Genomic DNA, 25,088 nt, shown 5'->3' on the forward strand with positions numbered 1-25,088 from the left:
TCTCCCAGGCTAACCGAGCGAGCCGGATACCACTGCGCTTTGCCTACGTGTTCCGGGCGAGCGCGTCGAACCGATCGATGTCCTCCCGTCGGCACACGCGGCTTCCCGCTGTCAGCAAAGCGGCTGTACCGCACGCGACACCCAGCGCCAGAGCGTCGCGCAGCGTACGTTCCTGCAACAGTCCGACGACGAGTCCGGCGACCATGCTGTCACCGGCACCGACAGCACTGCGCACCTCCACCTCGAGCGCGGGCACCTCGACGGCGTCGTCGGCGGTGACCATGATCGCCCCCTCTGCACCGAGGGACACCACCACGATCTCCGCGACACCGCGCTCGACCAGTTCGCGCGACGCCGCGATCCGCTCGTCCGTGCTGGGCAGGTCGCGCCCCACCCATTCACACAGCTCAGGGAGCGACGGCTTGACGAGGAACACCCCCGACTCGATGCTCGCCAGAGCCTCTCCCGACGAGTCGAGCACGAAGCGCGCCCCCGCGGCGTGCGCGACCTCCGCGACCCGGTGGACGAACGCCCCGGAGACACCGGGCGGGAAGCTGCCGCTGGCCACGAGATACCGTGCGCCCCGGGCTGCTTCGGTGAGCACCGCCAGGCAACGCTCCTGTTCGTCGAGAGTCAGGTCCGGTCCCGGTGTGACGAACCGGTATTCGAGCCCGGTCTTGCGGTCGATCGCGGTGAAGCATTCGCGGGTGTCGTCGACGATGGGCACGACGTGCGCGTCGACGTGGTCGTCGTCGAGTAGCCCGCTCATCTGCCGGCCCCGCGTGCCCCCCACCGGGTACACCGCTCCCGCCGACGCACCGAGCACACGCGCGACCTTGGCGACGTTGATGCCTCCACCTCCCGCGTCGTAGAACGGCTCCTCGCACCGAAGTTTGCGGGTGGGAACGACCTCGTCGGCGAAGGTGGTGACATCGAGGGCCGGATTCATGGTCAGCGTGACGATATCGGGCATACCGAAACCCTAGCCGTGCGAGGGAGCACCCGCCGAGTCCGGCATATTCCTCGTTCCCGTTGCCGCCGTTACTGTTGCGTCAGTCGCGAGGTTTGCGCAGAGCCGCCATGAACATCGCGTCCGTGCCGTGCCGGTGCGTCCACAACTGCACACCCGGTCCGTCACCGAGTTTCGGCACACCCGGAAGGAGTTCCCGCGTGTCGAGTTGTTCGACCCCGTACCGGCGGACCGCGTCGGAGACCACCCCGACGGTCTCCGAGACGTGCGGCGAGCAGGTGGAATACAGCACCACGCCGCCGGGGCGCAGCAGACCGATCGCCGCGCCGAGAAGTTCTTTCTGCAGTTTGACGAGGTCCGCCACATCTTCGGGCCTACGGCGCCAGCGCGACTCGGGCCGCCGACGCAGCGAACCGAGCCCGGTGCAGGGTGCATCGACAAGGATCCGGTCGTACCCGGGCTCGAGACCCGAGTCGCGGCCGTCCGCGACATGCACGACCACCGGGAGATCACGCGCGGTCTTGCGGACCAGGTCGGCGCGGTGCTCGACGGGTTCGACCGCATCCACCGAGAATCCGTCCAGCGCGGCGAGTGCGCCGAGCAGTGCCGCCTTGCCACCGGGTCCGGCGCACAGATCGAGCCAGCGCCCCGTGTCCTCACCGAGGAGCGGAGCCAGCGTGAGCGCTCGTGCGACGAGTTGGCTGCCTTCGTCCTGCACCGCGGCCATACCCTCGCGGACCGGTTCGAGCCGACCGGGATCGCCGTGTTCGATGTGCACCGCGTACGGCGACCACGGACCGATCTCGCCACCGGTGATGAGCGCAAGCTCCTCGGCGGTGATCACACCGGGCCGGGCGACGAGATGCACGATCGGACGGGCGTCGTCGGCCGCGAGCACCTCGGCGAGTTCACCTGCGTCGGCGCCGAGAGAATGCACGAATGCCTGGGCGATCCACAGCGGGTGCGCGTACCGGAACGCCAGGTGCCCCACCGGGTCGCGCTCGGGGTCGGGTGCGAGCAGCCCGATCCACTCGTCCTCGGTGCGCTCCCCCACTCGTCTCAGCACGGCGTTGACGAATCCGGCTCGGCCCGAACCGAATTCGGTGCGGACGAGGTCGACGCTGGTTGCCACGGCGGCATGCGGGGCGACCCGGGTCCGTAGTAATTGGTAGGTGCCCAGCCGCAGCACGTCGAGGAGCGCGCCGTCGATCTCGTCGACGGGACGATTGGCGGCGTCGGCGATGACGGCGTCGAGCAGTCCCTGCGCGCGTGCCGCCCCGTAGGTGAGTTCGGTGGCCAGCGCCGCGTCACGAGTGTCCAGTTTGCGTTCGCGAAGGAGGGCCGGCAGCACGAGATTGGCGTAGGCATCGCGCTCGCGGACCGCGCGCAGTACGTCCCGGGCCGCGGTGCGAGCCGGGTCCACCGCCGACTGGGTGGGACGGCGAGTCTGCCGTGGGGCGGTGTTGCGCCCGGTATGTCCGCCCGGCTTCTGCCCTGAACGCCGGGCCGGTTTGCGAGCTTCACTCATAGCGCACGTACTTTCGAGTCGAGTCGGGCGCCGCGCGCCCAATCTGCTGCTGCCATCGGTTTCTTGCCGGGGGGTTGCACGGTGCCCAGTCGCACCGCCGTGGACCCCGTCCCGACGAGCAGACCGTTCTTGAGGACCGCGAGTTCGCCGGGTTCAAGCGTCTCGTCGGCGGGGCTGACCGGCCCGAGCTTGACTCGCAGGTCGCCGATCGTGGTCCATGCGCCCGGTGCCGGGGTGACCGCGCGGATGTGGCGGTCGACCACGTGCGCAGGCCGCGTCCAGTCGACCCGCGCGGCGTCCACGGTGACCTTCGGGGCATGGGATACACCCTCGGCGGGTTGCGGCGCGGGGACGAGGATGCCGTCCTCGAGACCGTCGAGCGTCGATTCGAGCAGCGTTGCACCGGCATCCGCGAGACGACCCAGCAGATCACCGGCGGTGTCGGTGGGCCGGATGATCTCGGTCACCACGCCGTAGACCGGGCCCGTGTCGAGACCGGCTTCGAGTCGGAACGTGCTGGCTCCGGTGATCTCGTCACCCGCGGCGATCGCGGCTTGCACCGGTGCTGCTCCGCGCCATGCGGGGAGCAGGGAGAAGTGCAGGTTCACCCAGCCGTGCCGGGGGATCTCGAGCACGGCGGGCGGGATCAACGCTCCGTACGCGACGACGGGGCAGCAGTCGGGCTGGAGTTCCGTGAGGCGGGCGATGAACTCGGGGTCGCGCGGTGCCCGGGGAGCGAGCACCTCGATACCGTGCTCGTCGGCGACCTGCCCCACTTCGGATCGGACCGCCTTCCGGCCGCGGCCGGCGGTGGTGTCGGGGCGTGTCACGACCGCGACGACCTCGTGGCGGGGCGAGGCGATGAGTCGCCGCAGTGCCGGTACTGCGGGGCCGGGAGTACCTGCGAACACCACCCGCATGTCAGAGCACCGCCGGTGCGGGTGGGCGCACTGCGATGCGGAAGCTAACCGGCGGGTGTGTCACGAATACTGCTCCAGGGTTCGGCGACGATGGCTCCCCCATTCTAGGGAGTCGGTCGCCCGCACCGACACGGTGTCGCCACGACGGCCCAGTAGTCTCGCCGGGTATGCAGCAACGACGCCTCACGACCGGCCCTCTCCTCGACGACGACGGGACGCTCATCGAGACCGGATGGAACGCGAGCGAGGAACGTCGGTACGACCGCCGAAAGGTCGCGGTGTCCGGTCTGCGCGTCAAGGAATGGGACTACTACTGTGTCCTGTCCGACGGCGACTCCGGCCCCTACGGCATCGCGCTGACCGTGGCCGACAACGGCTACATGGGTCTGCTCGGCGTCAGTTGGCTCGACCTCGCCGGGCCGGCGGACGTCACGGAGAACACGATGATCCCCTTTCCGCGCGGCCGTCTGGGCTTGCCGGCGAGCGCCGACTCGGGCGATGTGGTGGTCCGCCGCGGCGACGTGCGCATCGAGTATCGGAACGAGGGCCGGGCACGACGCCTGATCGTCGACCATCCCGGGTTCGGTGGAGGCCGCGGGCTGTCGGGTGAGCTGGTGCTGGCTCAGCCGCCGATGGACCGGATGGTGATCGCCACCCCGTTCCCGTCCAGCCCGAAGGCCTTCTACTACAACCAGAAGATCAACTGCCTGCCCGCCCGGGGCAGCGTGACGGTAGACGGCCGCGAGCACCTGTTCGACCCCGCGACGGCGTTCGGCGTATTCGACTGGGGCCGCGGAGTCTGGACCTACGACAACACCTGGTACTGGGGTTCGGCGTCCGGCCTGCACGACGGACTGCCCTTCGGCTTCAACATCGGCTACGGGTTCGGGGACACCGGCGCGGCGAGCGAGAACGTGATGTTCCACGACGGTGTCGCACACAAACTCGACCGCGTGCAGTTCCACCTGCCGGTCGGTACGTACGACGGTGCGCCGTGGCGATTCACCAGCAACGACAACCGATTCGAAATGGAGTTCGTGCCGATTCACGATCGGGCCGCGGACGTGAATGCTCTCGTTCTACGTTCGACCCAGCATCAGGTGTTCGGCCGCTATACCGGTTTCGTCGTCCTCGACGACGGCAGGCGCCTCGAGATCGAGAACCTCCTCGGGTTCGCGGAACAAGTCCGGAACCGCTGGTGAGCGAGTCGATCCCCGAGACTCTGTCGCGCAGGTAGCAGCGTTCCGCCCGGCCGGGCGGGGTCAGAAGTTCGCCTGCCGGACTATCTCCGGAATTCCGGTTCCGAGGGCCACGCGCGTGCACTCCCCGAGCCCGACCCGGTCGGGATCGAGCGCGTGCCGGATCATTTGCAGGGCGAAGGCGTCGTAGACCATGTTGAAGTGGCCGGTCAGATTCTGTGGGCACAGGTCCTGTACGACGAGATTGACCGCTCCCTCCCCACGTAGGGCAACGCTGTCGGCGGGCTGGATCACTTCGTCGAATCGGGTTCCGATGGTGGTGTACTGCACGCCGGGAACGGTGTCGGTCGGCACGTTCAATTCGGTGAGCAGTGCTGAACCTTGGAGTTGCTCGGCAAGCGCCACCGAGAATTCGCCCTCGAGGAAGTCTGTTGCGCCGGGTAACGCGGCGATCGCGGTCGCGAGACCGTAGAAGGTACCGCCGTAGCTGGGAGACGCCACCCCGACCCAGCGGTCGACCACGTGGGCGCCTCCGAGCTTGTTGATGTAGTAGCGGGTGACGGTCGCGCCTTGCGAATACCCGACGACGTCGACCTCGGTGGCTCCGGTCTCGGCCCGGACTCGCTCCACGAATTCACCGAATTGTGCCGCCGAGACGCGGATCTGACCGGTGCCGAAGGACTCGGCCCCGGACGCCAAACCGTAGTTCACTGCGAAGACGCACCGTCCGGATGCCGCGAGAAGGGGTGTGAGTGCGGCGAAGTCGGAATAGCTGTTGGAGTCGGTCCCGTGCGCGAGCACGACCGGCCGCGGGTTCTCCGGCGTGAGCACACACGAGAAATCGTTCGTCTGCGGCGGCACCGCGCCCGGATTGTTCTCCGCGTATTCGGCAGCCTCCGCGTGGGTTACCGCCGGTGGTCCCGGATTCACGGGCACCGAGGACGTGGACCCGGTGGCTCCCAGGGATCCGACTGCCGGTTGCGCGCCGGCCACGCCGGCGGCGAGCACCGCGACGAACAAGGCGCCAACTCCCGCATCTCGCACACGTCGGACCCTCATGTGACGCCTCCTGCCTCAGCGTGTGCGCGTTCCGCCCCCGCCGGAACAAGGTTCGATCACAAACACATCCCGTCTTTTCTGTTATGGATTCTAATCCCATACTCGATCTTGCGGTGTCATTTGAACGGTGGACCCTCGCCGGGCACGCGCCGAACGCGGGGAAAGGACACAGCAGCGCAAGGCCTCCGCACGACATCGGAATCGACGGGAGGACCGGAAACGTGCTGTCAGGGCACAGCTATGGGAAGCGCGGCGGGAGATGTGCGGCCGCTTTGCGAAAGACCCGGGGAGCGGTCGGCCCCGGACGTGGGGTCAGCGTCCGCAGAACGCGTCAGCGATCTCCACCGGGAGTCGGTCGAGCAGGTCCTGCGCCGGCACGGCGAGTACCGGATCCGCGGCGAGCCAGTTCACGGCCGGGCAATCGGCAAGGCTGTAACCGGATTCGGGCGCGGTGGGGCCACCGTCGGTGAAGGCTGCAAGCACGTGCTCCGAAAGCTGGGCGGCCGACCCGTATGTCGAGGCCCCCACCGAGAAGTCCGGCCCGAAGGATGCGGAGGCGTTGAACGAACGATCGTCGCTCCATCCCCATTTCGTTCCGATCACTCCGGCCAGCAGTGCGGTGCCGTAGTTCTGCGCATATCCGTCGGCCGCCGTCCCGTAGGCGGATGCCATGGCGGCGAGCACCGGAGAATTCGGGTCGGTGCGCTTCTTCGTTTCGAGATAGGTGACCATGTCGTGCGTCGAGGTGGTGCCGTTCCCCCAGTAACCGGGCACATGCGTGTCGGTGAGTCCGAACTCCCCCGCGATCGTCGAAATCGCCTGCGGATACTTCGCATGCAACCGGTTTGCGATTGCGTCGTCCGACGCCCGGATCATCTCGGTTGCGTCAGCGTGATCGCCGGCATCGCCGTACCGGAAGACGTACTCGGCCAGATACAACTTGACGATCGAGACACCGGCACGGGATTCGTGTTCGTTGGCGGTGCCCGCGCGGAACCCGGTCGGCGAGTGCGCAAAAGAGATCTGCGTGCTGCTCGGCGCCACGATCGCCCCGTTGTCGTCGAGAACGGGTGCCGGTGCCGCAGCGGCGATCCCGCTGCTGGAAGCAGCGAGTGCGGTCAGGGCGGCGACGGTGAGGGCCTGAGCAAGAGGGCGCATGGCAAGCGATCGTAGTTGCCCGAGACCGTTCGTGTGCGGTGACACCGATGAGTTCTCGCTGTCGCGCCGGTCACACCCGTGTGAAGGCCGGACCACGAGGAGAAACATGATCATCGTCGCTGGACACATCGTCGTCGACCCGAGCGCACGCGAGAGCTATCTCGCGGGATGCGCCGATGTCGTCGAGGAGGCGCGCCTCGCCCCCGGGTGCCTCGAATTCTCTGTCGCCGCGGACCTGATCGATCCGTCGCGCGTCGTGGTGTTCGAGCGGTGGGACTCCCCCGCCGCCGTCGAGCGCTTCCGCGGTTCCGGACCGGACAGCGACACAACCGTATCCGTCGTGTCCGCATCGGTCGCGGAATACGCTGTGGCCGAGGTTCGCTCGCTCACCTGACCGTGGCGGGATCAGCCGATACGCGGCGGGTCCACTTGAACACGTAAGGGGCCGTCCGCACGGCGCGCGGTCCGGGTCGCCTGCGCTTCCCGCAGCGCGGCGCCCAGGTCCCGGCCCCGATGCCGGGCGACCCGCACGATCATGCGTTGCACATCCTCGGGTTCCGGGCCGTCCGAGCCGAACGGCAGTCGCTGTCCCGGAGGCAACGGAACGGGGCCGAGTACTTCGGCTCCGTCGGGCAGACGTGTCGCCTCGAGAAGTTCCGCGACCGCGGCAGAGCCACCGTCGAGTGCAGCCATGTGCACGGCGGGAGGGAAGCCGACCTCGGTACGTTCGGCCACCTCCTGCCTGGCGTGGCCGACCGGGTCCCATCGCACCAGTGCCTGCACGGTCGGAATCCCGGAGTCGGCGACCACCACCACCTGCCCGCCGTCCGCGAACGGCCGCACCAGCGCCGACGCCGCCAGCCACCGCCGCATCGCCTCCTCGGCGGCTCGGAGGTCGGCACGCCCGAGCAGCGCCCACCCGTCCAGCAGCAGCGCGGCACCGTATCCGCCGTCTGCGACAGGTTCGGCGCCGACCGTCGACACCACCAGCGCGGCACCCCCCGGCGCGGTGGCTTTGACCTCCCCGCCACCCGACGTGATCACCGGTACCCCGGGAAAAGCGCGCCCGAGTTCTTCGGCGGTGCGGCCGGCACCGACGACGACGGCCCGCAACGAACGCGCACCACAGGCATGACATCGATGGGTGGCGTCGGCGACCCCGCACCACTTGCACGCCGGTATCGCGGCGCCGTCCGGCCCCGCTGCCGCCGGCAGCGCCAACGGGCCGTTGCACCGTCGGCACCGCGCCGGGGCGCGGCACTTACCGCAGGCGAGGGCGGGTACGTACCCGCGGCGCGGGACCTGCACGAGCACCGGATGTCCCGACCCGAGTGCTGCCCGCGCCGCCGCGAACGCGATCGCGGGCAATCTCGCGGCGCGCGCAGCGGGGTCACGCTCGATCGCCTGATCGCTGTCTGCGAGCGCGGTGATCTTCGGCGCCCACGCCCGGAGCACCTCGCGCGGGGCGAGCAGGTCGTGTGCCCAGCCGGAGTCGACGAGCGCTTGTGTCTCGGCGGTCCGCGCGTGCCCGGCGATGACGACGGCCGCGCCGACGGCGTGCGCCCGCAGCGCGGCGACTTCCCGGGTGTGCGGGTACGGCGAACGGGGTTCGGAGTGCAGGTCGTCGCCGTCGTCCCAGACGACGAGAAGCCCGAGGTCGGGTGTGGGTGCGAACACCGCGGCGCGGGTGCCCACCACGATCCGGGCCGAGCCGCGCAGAGCCGCCAGCCATCGGCGATACCGTTCGGCCGGGCCGAGACCCGCAGTGAGGCCTACCACGTGTTCCGCGCCGGCGACGTGCACGCAGGCGGCAAGCACACGGTCGAGGTCGCGCTGATCCGGAACCACCAGCACCGCCGCGCGACCGGCCGCGGCTGTGAGTGCCGCGAGTTCCGCGAGGCGGGTCGGCCAGTCTTCCCCGGGAAGTGCCTGCCACGCCGCCCGCGGCGCGCGACCCGACGAGAGAGCTTCGAGGAAGTTCTCACCGTGCCGGTAACGCCCCCAGGCAGCACGATCGAACACGGGGACCGGCGGCGGATCCACCTGCCGCGGTTCTTCGGCCTCTACCCGGGCGTGACGCGGTGGTACGGCGAGCCGGAGTACGTCGGCGCGGGTACCGGCATAGCGGGTCGCCACTTCGTCGGCGAGCGCAGCGATCTCGGGCGTGAGAACAGGTTCGGCCGACACGACGCGGTCGAGTGCCCCGAGTTTGCCCGGGTGTTCGCTCGTCGCGGTGCGGGAGAGCAGAAACCCGTCGACGAGACGGCCCGCGAAACGCACTCGCACGCGGACGCCCGGCCGGGCGTCCGCGTCGAGGTGGTGCGGGATCAGGTAGTCGAACTCCCGGTCCAGGTGCGGAACGGAGAGCAGCGGCAGAACACGCGCTACCGGGTCGACCTCGGCAGCGCGTGTGTCGGCAGCGCGCTTCTCGGCAGCGCGTGTGGCGGCAGCCACCCGGGTGCGATCGTGACCGTCAGAGTCCGGCGGCCGCGCGAAGCTTGTCGGCGCGGTCGGTGTTCTCCCACGGCAGGTCGATGTCGGTGCGGCCGAAGTGACCGTACGCAGCCGTCTGCGCGTAGATGGGGCGCAGCAGATCCAGGTCGCGGACGATCGCGCCGGGACGCAGGTCGAAGACCTCGTTGACGGCCTGCTGGATCCGCGCGGGATCAGCCTTTTCGGTGCCGAAGGTCTCGACGAACAGGCCGACGGGAGCGGCCTTGCCGATCGCGTATGCGACCTGCACCTCGATCCGGTCCGCCAGCCCCGCGGCGACAGCCGTCTTGGCGACCCAGCGCATGGCGTACGCGGCGGAACGGTCGACCTTCGACGGGTCCTTACCCGAGAACGCACCGCCACCGTGGCGGGCCATGCCGCCGTAGGTGTCGACGATGATCTTCCGTCCGGTCAGGCCCGCGTCGCCCATCGGGCCGCCGAGCACGAACGATCCGGACGGGTTGACCAGCAGCCGGACATCGGCGACGTCCAGATCGGCGAGGTTCGGGTCCGCAAGTACGGCGTCGACGACGTGCGCCCGAAGATCCGGGGTGAGCAGGTTGTTGAGGTCGATATCCGCGGCGTGCTGAGTGGAGATCACGACGGTGTCGAGGCGGACCGGCTTGTCGCCCTCGTACTCGATGGTGACCTGGGTCTTGCCGTCCGGCCGCAGGTACGGGAGCACACCGGTCTTGCGCACCTCGGTGAGCCGGCGCGAGAGCCGGTGCGCGAGGGAGATGGGCAGCGGCATCAGTTCCGGGGTTTCCGAGCATGCGTATCCGAACATCAGGCCCTGGTCACCGGCGCCCTGCAGCGCAACCTCGTCGTCGGTCAGCGTGCCGCTACGAGCCTCGAGCGCCACATCGACGCCCCCGGCGATCTCCGGCGACTGCGCGCCGATCGCGATGTTCACGCCGCACGAGTTGCCGTCGAAACCCTTGGACGAGCTGTCGTATCCGATTTCGAGCACGCGATCGCGCACGATCTTCGGGATATCGGCGTACGCGGAGGTCGTCACCTCACCCACCACGTGTACCTGACCGGTGGTCACGAGCGTTTCCACTGCGACACGGGCACGCGGGTCCTCCGCGAGCAGCGCGTCGAGGACCGAGTCGCTGATCGCGTCGCAGATTTTGTCCGGGTGACCCTCGGTCACGGACTCGCTGGTGAAAAGCCGACCGCCGGTCTTGCTCACAGAACTCCCTCTCGACTGATGTGTCTAGCTCTGAACGAACGCTGTGGAGCGGCTCGCACTCCCGGTCGGGTCGAGCCCGGCCACTTTTGCCGACGCTACTGTCCCGGCAGCGTCGGCGCGAGTATTAAACTCATCGGACTTTACGTCCGTTCGACCTGCGCCAGCAGCGGTCGCAGTGCGTCGAGGACCCTGCTTGCCATCAGAGCCTTGGATCCGTGGGCGAGCGCCGTCTCGGAGCCGTCCGCGGACAACAGCCATCCGTCGTTGTGGTCGACCTCGAATGCCTTGCCGTCGCCCACGGCGTTGACGACGAGAAGATCGCAGCCCTTGCGGGCAAGTTTCTCACGGGCGTACGTCAGAACATCGCCGTGTTCGTCGCCGGTTTCGGCTGCGAATCCGACGATGACGGTGTCCTTGGACAGCCCACCGTCTGCACGGGAGCGCACCAGGCCGGCGAGGATGTCGTCGTTCTTCGTCAGCGCGATCGAGTCCGGTTCGCCCGCACCCTTCTTGATCTTGCTTTCGGCGAAGGTGGCGGGGCGGAAGTCGGCGACTGCGGCTGACATGATGACGGCATCGGCGGTCGCGGCATGCTTGGTGACCGCGTCCTGCATCTGCGCGGCGGTCTGCACCCGCACGACGTCGACGGCGGCGGGATCGTCGAGTCCGGCGACCGCGCCGGCCACGAGGGTGACGTCCGCGCCGCGCTGCGCGGCCAGGCGGGCAAGGGCATAGCCCTGCTTGCCCGACGAGCGGTTGCCCAGGAACCGCACCGGATCGAGAGGTTCGCGCGTGCCACCGGCGGAGACGACAATGCGCCGGCCGGCCAGGTCGCGGGGCAGCGCGTCGGCACGTTCGAGCATCAGTGCCGCCAGCGCGTAGATCTCGTCGGGTTCGGGCAGACGCCCCGCACCGGTGTCCTTGCCGGTGAGACGACCCGAAGCGGGCTCGACCACGACACTGCCGCGACGACGCAGTGTTGCGACGTTGTCGACAGTGGCGGGGTGTTCCCACATCTCGGTGTGCATCGCGGGCACGAACATCACCGGGCAACGCGCGGTGAGAAGAGTTGCGGTGAGGAGATCGTCGGCGCGGCCGGATACCGCCCGGGCCATGAGGTCGGCGGTGGCGGGAGCGACGACGACGAGGTCGGCCTCCTGCCCCAACCGCACATGCGGTACTTCCGGCACATCGGCGAAGACACCGGTGTGCACGGGGTTACCGGAGAGCGCCTCGAAGGTGGCGCGCCCGACGAACTGAAGTGCTGATTCTGTGGGAACGACCCGCACGTGATGGCCGTTCTCGGTGAACGCCCGGATCAGTGCGCACGCTTTGTACGCGGCGATCCCGCCGGCGACTCCGACGACGACGCGGCGGCGCTGTCCGGTTTCCGGAGCGCCGTCCGCGGCGTGAAGGCTCACTCGCCTTCGGTGTGCTCGAGCAGATCCGCGTGGATCTCGCGCAGCGCGATGGACAGCGGCTTCTCCTGCAGACCCGGCTCGACGAGCGGGCCGACGTACTCGAGGATGCCGTCACCGAGCTGGTTGTAGTAGTCGTTGATCTGCCGGGCGCGCTTGGCCGAGTAGATCACCAGGGCGTACTTCGAGGAGGCGCGTTCGAGCAGCTCGTCGATCGGCGGGTTGGTGATACCCAGCGGAGTGTCGTAGACCGGGAGGGCATTGCCCTCGAGGTCGATCGCTGCTGATTGCATGCTGCTCACTCGGTGTTCTCCTGAGTTTTCGCGGGATAGAAACTAGCGTCGGCGGACTCTGCAAACGGCACCGGTCGGGTGCCGGCGAGCACGCTCCGGTCACCCGTTTTCGGGACCGACTAACAAGGATACCAATTCTTCGCACGCACGGTCGACATCATCGTTGACAACGACGACATCGAACTCGTCCTGAGCGGCGAGTTCGGTGCGCGCGGTGTCCAGGCGGCGGGCCACCACCTCGGCGGATTCGGTGCCGCGTCCGGTCAGGCGCTCGACGAGCACCTCCCAGCTCGGCGGCGCGAGGAAGACCAGGACGGCCTCGTCCATGGCCGCCCGCACGGCGCGGGCTCCCACCAGATCGACCTCCACGAGCACCGGTCGCCCGGCGGCGAGCGCCTCGCGTACCGGCGCTGCGGGTGTGCCCGAACGTTGCAGGCCGGCGTGGATGTCGGCCCACTCGAGCAACTCGCCGTCGTCGATCATGCGATCGAATTCCTCGCGGGTGACGAAGCGGTAGTCCACCCCGTCCACCTCGCCCGGTCGTGGGGCGCGGGTGGTCGCGGAGACACTGAACATCAGATTCGGCACCCGGTTGCGCAGAAGGCGCACGACAGTCGACTTACCGACCGCGGAGGGGCCGGCCAGAACGATCAGCCGGCCCCTCCGCGCTGCGGGTGCGCTGTCCGTCACGGGATGTGCGTCAGCTACCACGGTCTCAGGCGTCGAAATCGAACCTGGCGAGCAGGGCCTTGCGCTGGCGATCGCCGAGTCCGCGCAGACGGCGGGTCGGAGCGATCTCCAGTTCGGTCATGATCTCCTGCGCCTTGACCTTGCCGACCTTCGGCAGGGCCTCGAGCAGAGCGGAAACCTTCATCTTGCCGAGGATTTCGTCGTTCTCGGCATCCTTCAGCACCTGCTTCAGGTCGGTGCCGCCGCGCTTGAGGCGCTCCTTGAGCTCTGCCCGGGCACGACGGGCAGCAGCCGCCTTCTCCAGAGCAGCGGCGCGCTGCTCATCGGTCAGCTGGGGAAGGGCCACGGTTCCTCCGTCTCATCGTTGGAATTCAGTCTTCACCGCTGTAACCAGCGGCGATAGCGACCGTACTCACGACTTCCGTCGAATGCGAACCGCCCCCCCGCCGTGACGCTCGAAAATCCGTGCGGTAGTGCGTGCCGATTCCGGGGCCCACGCGTTGCCGGAAGATCACGCGGATTTCCGGGGCCGACCTGCCCGAACGGGGTAAAGCCGCAGGTCACGGCGTCTCGACGGACATACGCACCGCCACTGCACGAGGAGCGCGCAAGATCACTGCCGGCCACAGAGGGTGTCGTCGAGAACCCCGGAAAAAAATCTTGCGGTTCCGCGTGTCGCGGCACGCGGATCCGCAGGTCAAGGACCGTACTCGTGCATGTACGGTCCTCGACCCCCTCAGTCCTGGAGGAACGCTGTCCTTGAGGAACTCGGTCCTGGAGAAACTCACTCCTGGAGGAACGCGAACCCTTCGACCGTGCGGGCGACAGCCTCCCGCAACGCGGAGACGGACGGTCCTGCGCGCAGCACCTCCCGCGACACGTTCGGCACCACGGCCCTCAGATTGCCCGCTGCGAGCCGGCGGACGTCGTCGGCGGTTCCGCCCTGCGCCCCCACTCCCGGCATCAGGATGGGGCCGTTCAAGGCCTGCAAGTCGGGAGCGTCGGTCAGCGTCGCGCCGACCACCACACCGACCGACCCGAGCCGGTCGACTCCGGTATTGCACGCCGCGGCCTCGTCGACCATTGCCTGAGCAACTGTTCGGCCGTCGTCGAGCCGGGCTTGCTGCACCTGCGCTCCCTCCGGGTTCGAGGTCGCTGCCAGCACGAAGACCCCACGGCCCGTCTGCGCCGCCAGATCGAGCGCGGGAGCGAGCGCACCGAACCCGAGATAAGGCGAGACGGTCACCGCGTCCGAGCACAGAGGCGACTCGTCGGCGAGCCAGGTGCGGGCGTACGCGTCCATGGTGGAGCCGATATCGCCGCGTTTGGCGTCGGCGAGGACGAGCGTCCCGGAACCGCGCAGTACGGCGACGGTGCGTTCGAGAACTTCCAGACCCGCCGAACCGAACGCCTCGAAGAACGCGACCTGCGGCTTGACCACGGCGACGACGCCGTCGAATGCTTCCACACACAGCTCGCTGAACTTGTCGAGTCCGTCCGCGTCGACTCCGAGACCCCATGCCGTCAGCAACTGCGGATGCGGGTCGATGCCGACGCAGAGCGGCCCGCGGCTCGCGAGCGCATCCGCGAGCCGCTCTCCGAACGTGGTCACGACTGTCCGGCGACCGCGGCTTCGCGCAGTCGTGCGTGCATCCGCTGGATCGAGCTGACGCCGATGTCACCGCGGATCGCTGCCTCGATGCCCTGCACCGCTGCCGACGCACCCTGCACCGTCGTGATGCACGGAATGTTCGCCGCGACGGCCGCACTTCGGATCTCGTAGCCGTCGACGCGAGGTCCGGAATTGCCCCACGGCGTATTGATCACCATGGCGATGTCGCCCGCACGAATGCGATCGACCACGTCCGGCGCACCTTCGGGGCGTTCCTCCTCGGACACCTTGTACACGTGCTCGCACGGAACACCGTTGCGGCGCAGGACCTCTGCAGTCCCGACGGTGGCAGCGATGTGGAATCCGAGGTCGGCGAGGTGCTTGACCGGGAAGATCATCGACCGCTTGTCCTTGTTCGCCAGCGACACGAACACGGTGCCCGAGGTGGGCAGCGACCCGTAGGCTGCGGTCTGGCTCTTCGCGAACGCCGTACCGAAATCGTCGTCGATGCCCATCACTTCGCCGGTGGACTTCATCTCCGGGCTGAGCAACGTGTCGATACCCGTTCCGTCGGCGCGGCGGAACCGGTTGAACGGCAGCACCGCTTCCTTCACGGCCACCGGTGCCCCGAGCGGAATCACGCTGCCGTCACCCTCGGCGGGCAGAATCCCGGACTCGCGCAATTCGGCGATGGACTCGCCGAGCATCACGCGAGCGCACGCCTTGGCGAGCTGGACCGCGGTGGCCTTGGACACGAACGGCACCGTGCGGCTCGCCCGAGGATTCGCCTCCAGGACATACAGAATGTCGTCCTTGAGCGCGTACTGGACGTTGAGCAGGCCCTTGACCCCGATTCCAGCGGCGAGCGCTGCCGTCGAGCGGCGCACGTTCTCGATGTCGGAGCGGCCGAGGGTGATCGGCGGCAGGGCACACGCGGAGTCACCGGAGTGGATTCCGGCTTCCTCGATGTGTTCCATGATCCCGCCGATGTAGACGTCGGTGCCGTCGCACAGGGCGTCCACGTCGATCTCGACCGCGTCGTCGAGGAAGCGGTCCACGAGGACCGGACGGTCGTCGGAGATCTCCGTGGCGCGGGAGATGTAGTCCGCGAGCGACTTCTCGTCGTAGACGATCTCCATGCCGCGACCGCCGAGCACGTACGACGGGCGCACCAGCACGGGGTAACCGATCTCGGCCGCGATGTCACGAGCGCCGTCGAAGGTGGTGGCGGTGCCGTACTTCGCGGCGGGCAGACCGGCCTCTTCGAGTACCCGTCCGAACTCGCCGCGGTCCTCGGCGAGGTCGATCGCCTCGGGGCTCGTCCCCACGATCGGGACTCCCGCCGCCTTCAGCCGCCGCGCCAGCCCCAGCGGAGTCTGTCCGCCGAGCTGCACGATGACCCCGGCGACCGTGCCGGACTCGCACTCCGCCCGGTACACCTCGAGGACGTCCTCGAAGGTGAGAGGCTCGAAGTACAGGCGGTCGGCGGTGTCGTAGTCGGTGGAGACCGTCTCGGGGTTGCAGTTGACCATCACGGTCTCGTAGCCGGCATCCGAGAGCGTCAGTGCCGCGTGCACGCACGAGTAGTCGAACTCGATGCCCTGGCCGATGCGGTTCGGGCCCGAGCCGAGGATCAGCACCTTCGGCTTGTCGGGCTGCGGCGCGACCTCGGTCTCCGCGTTCGGATCGAGCTCGTAGGTCGAGTAGTGGTACGGGGTCTTCGCCTCGAACTCCGCCGCACAGGTGTCGACCGTCTTGTACACCGGATGTACACCAAGCTCGTTGCGAAGCGCGCGCACCGCGTCCTCGTCCGCGAACTGGCTCGGACGCAGCGCCGCGATCTGGCGATCGGAGAAGCCGTGGTGCTTGACGTAACGCAGCTCCTCGGCACCGAACGTCTCGGCGACGCGGACCTTGTCCCCCAGCCCGACGATCTGCGAAATCTCCTCGAGGAACCACGGGTCGATCTTGGTGGCCTCGAAGACCTGCTCGAGGGTCGCGCCCAGCTCGAATGCCTGGGCGACCTGGTAGATCCGGCCGTCGGTGGGCGTCTCGATCGCCTTCAGCAACTCGTCGAGCGACCCCTCGACCTCCGGGCCGGTCCAGAATCCGGCACGCTTGGTCTCGAGCGAACGCAGCACCTTGCCGAAGGCCTCGGCGAAGTTGCGGCCGATCGACATCGCTTCGCCCACCGACTTCATCGTGGTGGTGAGCGTGCCGTCGGCGCCCGGGAACTTCTCGAAGGCGAACCGCGGAGCCTTGACCACGACGTAGTCGAGCGTCGGCTCGAAGCACGCAGGCGTTTCCTTGGTGATGTCGTTGACGATCTCGTCCAGTGTGTACCCGATGGCGAGCTTGGCGGCCATCTTCGCGATCGGATAGCCGGTGGCCTTCGACGCGAGCGCCGAGGACCGCGACACGCGCGGATTCATCTCGATGACGACGAGGCGGCCGTCGCTCGGGTCCATGGCGAACTGGATGTTGCAGCCGCCGGTCTCGACGCCGACCTCACGCAGGATGTCGATCGAGAGGTCGCGCATCTTCTGGTATTCACGGTCCGTGAGCGTCATCGCCGGTGCCACGGTGATCGAGTCACCGGTGTGCACACCGACCGGATCGACGTTCTCGATCGAGCACACGATCACAACGTTGTCGCGACCGTCCCGCATGAGCTCGAGTTCGTATTCCTTCCAGCCGAGGATCGACTCCTCGATCAGCACGTTCGCGGTCGGCGACGCGGCGAGACCGCCACCGGCGATGCGCTCGAGGTCGGCTTCGTTGTACGCCATGCCGGAACCGAGGCCGCCCATCGTGAACGACGGGCGCACCACGACCGGGTATCCGAGTTCGGCGACGGTCGCGCGGACCTCGTCCATCGTGTAGCAGACCGCGGAGCGGGCGGACTCGCCACCGCACTTGGCCACGATGTCCTTGAACTTCTGCCGGTCCTCGCCCCGCTGGATCGCGTCGAAGTCGGCGCCGATCAGCTCGATGTCGTACTTGTCGAGGATGCCCTGCTCGGACAGCGCGACGGCGGTGTTCAGCGCGGTCTGGCCACCGAGCGTCGCGAGCACCGCGTCGATCGGAGTGCCGTTCGCAGCTTCGGCGGCGATGACCTTCTCGACGTACTCGGCGGTGATCGGCTCGATGTAGGTCGCGTCGGCGAACTCCGGGTCGGTCATGATCGTCGCCGGGTTGGAGTTGACCAGCGAGACGCGCATGCCCTCCTCGCGGAGGACCCGGCACGCCTGGGTGCCGGAGTAGTCGAACTCGCAGGCCTGGCCGATGACGATCGGGCCGGAGCCGATGACCAGGATATGAGAGAGATCGGTACGGCGTGGCATCAGTTCTTCTCTCCCTCGAGCATGCGGGTGAAACGGTCGAACAGGTAAGAGGCGTCGTGCGGCCCGGCCGCTGCCTCAGGGTGGTACTGCACGGAGAACGCGGACCCGTCGGCGAGCTTGACGCCTTCGACGGCACCGTCGTTGGCGCACGTATGACTGATCACCGCGCGGCCGAACGGAGTATCGAACTCCTGGCCCGCTTCACCTTCGAGCGCGAACCCGTGGTTCTGCGCGGTGATGGCGATGCGGCCGGTCTCGTGTTCGACGACCGGGATGTTGATGCCGCGGTGACCGAACTTCATCTTGTAGGTCTCCAGGCCCAGCGCGCGGCCGAGGATCTGGTTCCCGAAGCAGATACCGAACAGCGGCAGGCCCTGTCCGAGCACCTCCTTGGTCAGGTGCACTGCCCCGTCCGCGGTCGCCGGGTCGCCGGGTCCGTTGGACAGGAACACACCGTCGGCCCCGAGATCGAGGATCTCGTGGAGCGTCGCGGTGGACGGCAGCACGTGCACGCGGATGCCGCGCTCGGCGAACATCCGCGGCGTGTTGGTCTTGATGCCCAGGTCGATCGCGGCGACGGTGAAGCGCGGGTCGCCGCCGGTGGGTTCGACCACGTATCCGGTGCTGGTGCTCACTTCACCGGCGAGGTCGGCGCCGAGCATCGACGGCTGGCTCTTGACCCGGTCGAGGAGTGCGTCGACGTCGAGGTCGTCGCCCTTCCACACGAGAGCGTCGCCGGAGAACACGCCGGCCCGCATCGAGCCGCGGGTGCGCAGGTGCCGCACGAGTGCGCGGGTGTCGATCCCCGCGAGCCCGACGACGTTCTGCCGCGCGAGTTCGTCCTGCAGCGATCCGCTCGCCCGCCAGCTCGAAACACGTCGCGACGGGTCGCGCACCACGAACCCGGCCACCCAGATCTTCGAATCTGCGGCGTCTCCGGTGGGCCCGACGGACTCGTTGTCCTCGTGGTTCCAGCCGGTGTTGCCGATCTGCGGCGCGGTAGCCACGACGATCTGCCGGTGGTAGCTGGGATCGGTGAGTGTTTCCTGGTATCCGGTCATGCCCGTGCTGAACACGGCCTCGCCGAGGGTCTGTCCGACCGCACCGAAAGGCGTGCCACGGAATACCCGTCCGTCTTCGAGGACCAGCACCGCGGTGCCGGCTCCGAATGTTCCGCCGCTCATGCGTTGTCTCCGTTCTTCTCGACCGCACCAGAACCGGCCGTACGGACGGAAATCTCGCGTGTCGTGTTCGTCTTCGTGATGTTCGTCGTCGCTGTGATCGTCATCGTCGCTGTGATCGTCACTTTTCGTTCTCGTCCCGAGTCTGTTCCCGAGTCCATTGTGGATAGATCGACTTGTCGTCCCCACGGAAGCCCGTGTCGACCTCGGTCCCCGACGGCAGCTGCCACCGGATCACGAGCACGCCGTCCTTCGTCATGACCTTGCCCGCCAAGCCGCGTTCGGTCCGGATCGCCCGGATCGACTCCTCGGGAATCCAGATCGGCGACGCGCCGTGCCGTTCGAGGAGCACTCCCGTCCGGTACCGGCTCAGTTCGGAACTGGCGCGGAAGCCGAGGTCGCCCACCGCCACGCGGTCCTGCCAGCTCGGCGCCAGCGTGCTGCCGACGTACAGGCCCGTGCTCGGCTCGATGAGCCGCTCCCCCAGTTCCGCGGGCACCACCGGCAGTTCCCCGATCGCGTCCTGCTGTCGTCGGGCCCGGCCGCGCCAGCCCTTCCACATCAGCAGTACGAGCACGACCCACAACGCCAGGAATCCGACGGTGAGCACTATCCGGTCCATCTCGTGTTCCTACTTTCCGTCGGTCCGGGGGTATACCGCGCCGTCGCGGGCGGTGATCCGGCCGCGCAGCACTGTCGCGGTGACCCGTCCCGGCAAGGTCATGTCCTCGTACGGGGTGTTGCCGGCGATGCTCGCCAGGTCGGGGCCATGCACCGTCCACTCGGTATCGGGATCGACGAGCACGACGTTGGCCGGCTCACCGACCTCCAGCGGACGCCCTTGGTCGTCGAGCCCGACGATCTCCGCGGGGCGCTCGCTCATCACCCTCGCGACGCCGCGCCAGTCGAGCAGACCGGGACGCACCATTGTCTCGATCACGATGGACAACGCCGTTTCGAGGCCGAGCATTCCGGGACGGGCCTGGGAGAACTCGCAGCACTTGTCCTGATCGGCGTGCGGGGCGTGGTCGGTGGCGACACAGTCGATGACCCCGGACGCCAGTCCCCGGCGCAAGGCCTCCACGTCCGAGCGCTCACGCAGCGGAGGGTTGACACGGTTGATGCCGTCGTAGGTCTCGAGCCGCGAGTCGTCGAGCAGCAGGTGATGCGGCGTGACTTCCGCGCTGATGGCAATGCCCTGCGAGCGAGCCCAGTCTACGAGCGCGACCGTGCCCGCGGTGGACGCGTGGCAGATGTGCACGCGTGCGCCGGCGTCGCGGGCGAGGATCGCGTCACGGGCGACGATGGACTCCTCGGCGGCGCGCGGCCACCCGGCGAGGCCGAGGCGTGCGGCCGTAGGTCCCTCGTGTGCGACGGCGCCGACCGTCAGGCGGGGCTCCTCGGCGTGCTGGGCGATGAGCACTCCGAGCGAGGACGAGTACTCGAGTGCGCGGCGCATGAGCAGCGGATCGTCGACGCACTTTCCGTCGTCGGAGAACAACTTGACCTGCCCGATGCCAGAGGCCATGGAGCCCATCTCGGCGAGTTGCCTGCCTTCGAGACCGACCGTTACGGCGCCGACCGGATGCACGTCGACGAGGCCGACCTCCTGACCACGACGCCACACGTGGTCGGTCACGACCGCCGAATCGGCAACCGGATCGGTGTTCGCCATCGCAAACACGGCGGTGTAGCCGCCGCGAGCGGCCGCGGCCGAACCCGAGTCGATCGTCTCGGTGTCTTCGCGTCCGGGTTCGCGCAGGTGGGTGTGCAGATCGACGAAACCGGGCAGCAGGATGCGATCGGTGCCGTCGAGGATTTCGACGTTCACGTCGGCGTCGAGTCCGGGTCCGACGGCGAGAATCTGCTCGTCGCCGAGCAGGACGTCGACCGGATCCCCTTCGCCGTAGAGCCGGACGTTGCGGATGAGCACCTGCGGCGTCACCGGGGTATCTCCTCTTCCGTGAGTGTGTTCCGAAGCGGCGTTCACGACAGGTTGCCTTCCGTACCGACGAGCAGCCGGAACAGCACCGCCATGCGCACGTGCACGCCGTTGCCGACCTGCTGCAGGATGGCGGATTGCGGTGCGTCGGCGACCGGGAACCCGATTTCCATACCGCGCAGCATCGGTCCCGGGTGCAGGACCACGGCATGCTCGGGAAGCACTGCGGCGCGCTTGGCGCTGAGGCCGTAGCGGATCGAGTACTCCCGGGCCGACGGGAAGAACCCGCCGTTCATCCGTTCCGCCTGCACGCGCAGCACCAGCACCGCGTCGAGTCCGGGCAATTCGGCGTCGAGCGACTCCGCGACACGCACCGGCCACGTCTCCACACCGACCGGCAGCAGGGTGCGGGGAGCGACGAGCACGACCTCCGCGCCGAGCATGCTCAGCAGCAGGGCGTTGGAACGCGCCACGCGGCTGTGCAGCACGTCGCCGACGATCGCGACGCGGCGTCCTTCGATTCCGCCGAGTCGCTGACGCAGGGTGAGCGCGTCGAGCAGCGCCTGCGTCGGGTGCTCGTGTGTTCCGTCGCCGGCGTTGATCACGGCCGGACCCGATCCGGACTCGTTGGTCCACTGCGCGATCCGGTGCGCTGCACCGGAGGCGGGGTGCCGGACGATGAGCGCGTCTGCTCCGGCGGCGTGCAGCGTGAGCGCCGTGTCGCGCAGCGACTCGCCCTTCTGGACGGAGGAACTGGAGGCCGAGACGTTGATCACGTCGGCGCTCATCCACTTGCCCGCGACTTCGAACGAGACGCGGGTGCGCGTCGAATTCTCGTAGAACACCGTCATGACGGTGCGGCCACGCAGCGTGGGAAGTTTGCGAACCTCACGGCCGAGCAACGCCTGCTCGAAACGTTCTGCTTCGTCGAGAAGCCCTGTCGCGGAATCCTTGTCGAGATCTGCGATGGTGAGCAGGTGTTTCACTGGGCCTTGCCTCCCGAGATCTCCACGGCGTCGCGGCCGTCCTGTTCGGTGAGCAGCACTCGCACGTCTTCGCTGCGCGCGGTGGGAACGTTCTTCCCGACATAGTCGGCGCGCAACGGGAGTTCGCGGTGGCCGCGATCGACCAGCACGGCAAGTTGCACGGCTTCCGGACGCCCGAGGTCGCGGAGCGCATCGAGAGCGGCGCGCACGGAACGGCCCGAGAACAGGACGTCGTCGACGAGCACGACGAGGGTGTTGTCGACGCCGCCGTCGGGTACCGAGGTGCGCTCGAGCGGGCGGTGCGGCTTGGTGCGCAGGTCGTCCCGGTACAGGGTGATGTCGAGTGAACCGACGGGCACGCGGACACCGGAGAATTCTTCGATGCGGTCGGCGAGCCGGTTCGCGAGAGTGATGCCGCGCGTCGGGATGCCCAGGAGGACGACACGCCGCGCTTCGGCGGGGGTGTCGAGCGCGGTCTTCTCGATGATCTGGTGCGCGATTCGCGCGATGGTGCGGTGCACATCCGCTGCGGAGAGAAGCTCACGCGCGGGTGCGTCGGCGGGAGACACAGAATGGGTAGAAGCTGTGGACCCGTCCTCGGACACGGCCATGCAGCGACCTCCTTCTCCGCCTCACTGGACGGATCGTTAAAGGATGCCTGACAGTGTTCGAGCCTAGCAGCGTGCACCTGCCCGAAAGCGCGGTGCGCGGGTGAAGCGCAACACAGGACGTCGACATCCCCGGCTGTGGGAAACGCGGGATGAAAGCACGTGAGCGGGCTCCGATGGGACGATGCCCACGGGAACCCGCTCAACGAAGGTGGAACCGAAGTCCCGTCAGGACTCGTCGGAGTCCCGCGAGGGCGCCTCGGTAGGCGGCCGGACCAGGGTGGCTGCGGCTGCAGCACGCACCTGGTCCGCGACCACCACGATCTGGCCGAGTACGCCGTTGACGAATGCCGGCGAATCGTCGGTCGACAACTGCTTGGCGAGTTCGACGGCTTCGTCGACCGCGACGACCGGCGGCACGTCCGTGGCGTGGAACAACTCCCACACCGCGATGCGCAGGATCGCTCGGTCGACGGCGGGCAGCCGATCGAGTGTCCACTCGTGCAGATGGTCGGCGATGACGCGATCGGTTTCGTCGAGGTTGTCGGCGACACCGTTGATGATGGTCTGCGCATACGGCGGAACCGGGGCGACCTGGTCGTCCGCGATGGCGAGTTCGACCCGGTCGGCCGCGAGGTCGGCGGGATGAACGTCGCGTGCCTCTGCTTCGAAGAGCAGGTCGACAGCGCGTTTACGGGCCTTGTGACGGGCCCCGAGCTTTTTCTGTGTACCGGACACTCAGGAGTTCACTCGCCCCAGGTAGTTGCCGTCACGGGAATCGACCTTGAGCTTGTCGCCGGTGTTGATGAACAGCGGGACCTGGATCTCGGCGCCGGTCTCGAGGGTCGCCGGCTTGGTGCCGCCGGTCGAGCGGTCGCCCTGGAGGCCGGGATCGGTGTGCTTGACGACGAGCTCGATCGTGACGGGCAGTTCCACGAACAGCGGAACGTCCTCGTGCGTCGCGACCTGCACGGCCATGTTCTCGAGCAGGAACTTCGCAGCGTCGCCGAGCAGCTCGGGGCTGATCGAGATCTGGTCGAAGGTCTGCGAGTCCATGAACACGTAGTCGGTGCCGTCGTTGTACAGGTACGTCATGTCACGGCGGTCGACCGTAGCGGTTTCGACCTTGACACCGGCGTTCCAGGTCTTGTCCACGGTCTTGCCCGACGTCACATTCTTGAGCTTCGTACGCACGAACGCGGGGCCCTTGCCCGGCTTCACGTGCTGGAACTCGATGATCTGCCAGAGCTGGCCGTCGATCTTCAGAACGAGTCCGTTCTTGAAATCACTGGTGTCAGCCACTTACTTCGCGTCTCCTAGAGTCGGGGAAACCGCCTCAAACGACGGTTAATGTCTTGTCGGTGAGCGTGAGCAATTCCGGGGTCTGCTCCCGCACCACGAGCGTGTCCTCGATCCGCACGCCTCCGCGCCCCGAGAAGTACACACCCGGCTCGACGGTCACCGCCGCACCGGCGACAAGTGTACCGGTCGCCGCCGCCCCGATTCCCGGCGCTTCATGGATCTCGAGTCCGACCCCGTGCCCGAGGCCGTGGAGAAACAGATCCGCATGCCCCGCAGCGGCGACGACACTGCGTGCGGCGGCGTCCACCGCGGCGCACTCCGCACCCGGCGCGAGTGCCTCCCGCCCGGCGCGCTGCGCCCTCAGTACCAGGTCGTACAGGTCGCGCTGCCAGTCCTGAGCGTGCCCGAGCACGTACGTGCGGGTCATGTCGGAGTGATATCCGCCCACCTGGGCACCGAAGTCGAGTTTGACGAAATCTCCGGCTGCGAGGACCGCGCCGGTGGGCCGATGGTGCGGGACGGCCGAGTTCTCCCCCGCCGCGACGATCGTCTCGAACGAGATGCCGTCCGCGCCGTGCTCGAACATGCGCCACTCGAGATCTCGCGCGACTTCCTTCTCGGTACGCCCCGGGCGCAGACCGCCCACCTCGATCAGATCGGCCAGTGCGCGGTCGGCAACCGCGCACGCCTCACGGAGCAGGCCCACCTCGTATTCGTCCTTGACCATGCGCAATTCTTCGACGAGTCCCGGTGCGGGGACGAAACGAGCGGCGCTCCCGAGACCGTCCCACCGGAAACGCTCGTCGACGGTGACGACGTGACTTTCGAACCCCCATGTCGCGGGAGGCTCGGTCGCGGCGGCGACGAGATGCGCAGCGGAGGCCCGCGCGATATCGGCGCGCAGGTCGGGGACCTGGGCGGCGACCTGGGTCACGTACCGGCCGTCCGTGCTGATCACGGTGCGGCTTTCGTCGGAGTCGTCGTCCGCGGCGACGACGAGAGCGGCATTCGAGCCGGTGAAGCCGGTCAGATACCGGATGTTGAGAAGGTCGGTCACGAGCAGGGCGTCGAGGTCGCGCTCGGCGAGCAGGGCACGCAGTGCGCGACGACGGGAGGCGTGGTCTGCGGACATTCGACCAACCTACCCCGCAAGCCTGTGTGGGACGAGACACACTTTCCTGCCCGAAGCC

The 25,088-nt window shown here is 68.1% G+C and carries 23 protein-coding genes; 2 read left to right on the plus strand and 21 right to left on the minus strand.

Annotated features, from left to right (window positions below; translation table 11 throughout):
* Positions 1-43: 43 nt before the first annotated feature.
* From ACFWU2_RS09930 to fmt, 3 genes are all read right to left on the minus strand, one after another.
* Positions 44-973 carry a 1-phosphofructokinase family hexose kinase gene (locus ACFWU2_RS09930; RefSeq protein ID WP_378604672.1) on the minus strand — a complete coding sequence of 310 codons (930 nt, stop codon included), beginning with the start codon at positions 971-973 and terminating at the stop codon, positions 44-46.
* A gap of 79 nt (positions 974-1,052) precedes the next feature.
* Positions 1,053-2,498, minus strand: a complete 1,446-nt coding sequence (locus ACFWU2_RS09935; protein ID WP_378604675.1) for an RsmB/NOP family class I SAM-dependent RNA methyltransferase — start codon at positions 2,496-2,498, stop codon at positions 1,053-1,055.
* The gene (gene fmt / locus ACFWU2_RS09940; RefSeq protein ID WP_378604678.1) at positions 2,495-3,418 is read right to left on the minus strand and encodes a methionyl-tRNA formyltransferase; all 924 of its coding nucleotides are present in this window, start codon (positions 3,416-3,418) and stop codon (positions 2,495-2,497) included. Before fmt ends, ACFWU2_RS09935 begins: the two co-directional genes overlap by 4 nt.
* Before the next feature lie 167 nt (positions 3,419-3,585).
* Between fmt and ACFWU2_RS09945 the strand changes: the two genes are divergently transcribed.
* On the plus strand, positions 3,586-4,620 hold the full coding sequence (locus tag ACFWU2_RS09945) for a DUF2804 domain-containing protein (protein WP_378604681.1): 1,035 nt from the start codon (positions 3,586-3,588) through the stop codon (positions 4,618-4,620).
* A gap of 60 nt (positions 4,621-4,680) precedes the next feature.
* Here ACFWU2_RS09945 and ACFWU2_RS09950 read toward each other — a convergent pair whose 3' ends face one another.
* Both ACFWU2_RS09950 and ACFWU2_RS09955 read right to left on the minus strand, forming a co-directional pair.
* Positions 4,681-5,676 (minus strand): esterase/lipase family protein, encoded by a 996-nt coding sequence (locus tag ACFWU2_RS09950; RefSeq protein ID WP_378604684.1) that lies wholly within the window; start codon positions 5,674-5,676, stop codon positions 4,681-4,683.
* 312 nt (positions 5,677-5,988) lie between these two features.
* The gene (locus ACFWU2_RS09955) at positions 5,989-6,834 is read right to left on the minus strand and encodes a hypothetical protein (protein WP_378604687.1); all 846 of its coding nucleotides are present in this window, start codon (positions 6,832-6,834) and stop codon (positions 5,989-5,991) included.
* Between the two features lie 106 nt (positions 6,835-6,940).
* Between ACFWU2_RS09955 and ACFWU2_RS09960 the strand changes: the two genes are divergently transcribed.
* Positions 6,941-7,228 carry a putative quinol monooxygenase gene (locus ACFWU2_RS09960; RefSeq protein WP_378604690.1) on the plus strand — a complete coding sequence of 96 codons (288 nt, stop codon included), beginning with the start codon at positions 6,941-6,943 and terminating at the stop codon, positions 7,226-7,228.
* Between the two features lie 11 nt (positions 7,229-7,239).
* Here ACFWU2_RS09960 and ACFWU2_RS09965 read toward each other — a convergent pair whose 3' ends face one another.
* The 16 genes from ACFWU2_RS09965 to ACFWU2_RS10040 all read right to left on the minus strand — a co-directional run bounded on the left by ACFWU2_RS09965 (position 7,240) and on the right by ACFWU2_RS10040 (position 25,030).
* Entirely contained in the window at positions 7,240-9,288 is a 2,049-nt protein-coding gene (locus ACFWU2_RS09965; RefSeq protein ID WP_378604692.1) for a primosomal protein N', read from the minus strand.
* A 19-nt stretch (positions 9,289-9,307) separates the two neighbouring features.
* The gene (gene metK, locus ACFWU2_RS09970) at positions 9,308-10,522 is read right to left on the minus strand and encodes a methionine adenosyltransferase (protein WP_378604695.1); all 1,215 of its coding nucleotides are present in this window, start codon (positions 10,520-10,522) and stop codon (positions 9,308-9,310) included.
* A gap of 140 nt (positions 10,523-10,662) precedes the next feature.
* Positions 10,663-11,943: a bifunctional phosphopantothenoylcysteine decarboxylase/phosphopantothenate--cysteine ligase CoaBC gene (coaBC, locus tag ACFWU2_RS09975; RefSeq protein ID WP_378604698.1), complete on the minus strand. Its 1,281-nt coding sequence runs from the start codon at positions 11,941-11,943 to the stop codon at positions 10,663-10,665.
* Positions 11,940-12,233 carry a DNA-directed RNA polymerase subunit omega gene (gene rpoZ, locus ACFWU2_RS09980; RefSeq protein ID WP_169621973.1) on the minus strand — a complete coding sequence of 98 codons (294 nt, stop codon included), beginning with the start codon at positions 12,231-12,233 and terminating at the stop codon, positions 11,940-11,942. The genes coaBC and rpoZ overlap by 4 nt, the downstream gene beginning before the upstream one ends.
* 99 nt (positions 12,234-12,332) lie before the next feature.
* Positions 12,333-12,884, minus strand: a complete 552-nt coding sequence (gmk, locus tag ACFWU2_RS09985) for a guanylate kinase (protein WP_378605181.1) — start codon at positions 12,882-12,884, stop codon at positions 12,333-12,335.
* A 64-nt stretch (positions 12,885-12,948) separates the two neighbouring features.
* The gene (gene mihF, locus ACFWU2_RS09990; protein ID WP_006551450.1) at positions 12,949-13,269 is read right to left on the minus strand and encodes an integration host factor, actinobacterial type; all 321 of its coding nucleotides are present in this window, start codon (positions 13,267-13,269) and stop codon (positions 12,949-12,951) included.
* Between the two features lie 438 nt (positions 13,270-13,707).
* Positions 13,708-14,535 (minus strand): orotidine-5'-phosphate decarboxylase, encoded by an 828-nt coding sequence (gene pyrF, locus ACFWU2_RS09995; protein ID WP_378604701.1) that lies wholly within the window; start codon positions 14,533-14,535, stop codon positions 13,708-13,710.
* On the minus strand, positions 14,532-17,879 hold the full coding sequence (gene carB / locus ACFWU2_RS10000) for a carbamoyl-phosphate synthase large subunit (protein WP_378604704.1): 3,348 nt from the start codon (positions 17,877-17,879) through the stop codon (positions 14,532-14,534). The genes pyrF and carB overlap by 4 nt, the downstream gene beginning before the upstream one ends.
* Entirely contained in the window at positions 17,879-19,063 is a 1,185-nt protein-coding gene (gene carA / locus ACFWU2_RS10005) for a glutamine-hydrolyzing carbamoyl-phosphate synthase small subunit (protein ID WP_378604707.1), read from the minus strand. Before carA ends, carB begins: the two co-directional genes overlap by 1 nt.
* Positions 19,064-19,181: 118 nt before the next feature.
* Positions 19,182-19,682: a transporter gene (locus ACFWU2_RS10010; RefSeq protein WP_169621813.1), complete on the minus strand. Its 501-nt coding sequence runs from the start codon at positions 19,680-19,682 to the stop codon at positions 19,182-19,184.
* A 9-nt stretch (positions 19,683-19,691) separates the two neighbouring features.
* A complete protein-coding gene (locus ACFWU2_RS10015; RefSeq protein WP_378604710.1) occupies positions 19,692-21,005 on the minus strand; it encodes a dihydroorotase in 1,314 nt (437 codons plus the stop codon).
* Positions 21,006-21,046: 41 nt separating this feature from the next.
* Positions 21,047-21,988, minus strand: coding sequence for an aspartate carbamoyltransferase catalytic subunit (locus tag ACFWU2_RS10020; protein ID WP_169621811.1), 942 nt, complete (start codon positions 21,986-21,988; stop codon positions 21,047-21,049).
* A complete protein-coding gene (gene pyrR, locus ACFWU2_RS10025; RefSeq protein ID WP_378604713.1) occupies positions 21,985-22,599 on the minus strand; it encodes a bifunctional pyr operon transcriptional regulator/uracil phosphoribosyltransferase PyrR in 615 nt (204 codons plus the stop codon). The genes ACFWU2_RS10020 and pyrR overlap by 4 nt, the downstream gene beginning before the upstream one ends.
* A gap of 225 nt (positions 22,600-22,824) precedes the next feature.
* Positions 22,825-23,334 (minus strand): transcription antitermination factor NusB, encoded by a 510-nt coding sequence (gene nusB, locus ACFWU2_RS10030; protein WP_378604716.1) that lies wholly within the window; start codon positions 23,332-23,334, stop codon positions 22,825-22,827.
* The gene (gene efp, locus ACFWU2_RS10035) at positions 23,335-23,898 is read right to left on the minus strand and encodes an elongation factor P (protein ID WP_378604719.1); all 564 of its coding nucleotides are present in this window, start codon (positions 23,896-23,898) and stop codon (positions 23,335-23,337) included. It lies immediately after the preceding gene.
* Between the two features lie 34 nt (positions 23,899-23,932).
* Positions 23,933-25,030, minus strand: a complete 1,098-nt coding sequence (locus ACFWU2_RS10040) for a M24 family metallopeptidase (RefSeq protein ID WP_378604722.1) — start codon at positions 25,028-25,030, stop codon at positions 23,933-23,935.
* Positions 25,031-25,088: the final 58 nt, after the last annotated feature.

Origin of the sequence: Rhodococcus sp. NPDC058639, assembly GCF_042717545.1 — a bacterium.
Lineage (GTDB): Bacteria > Actinomycetota > Actinomycetes > Mycobacteriales > Mycobacteriaceae > Rhodococcus.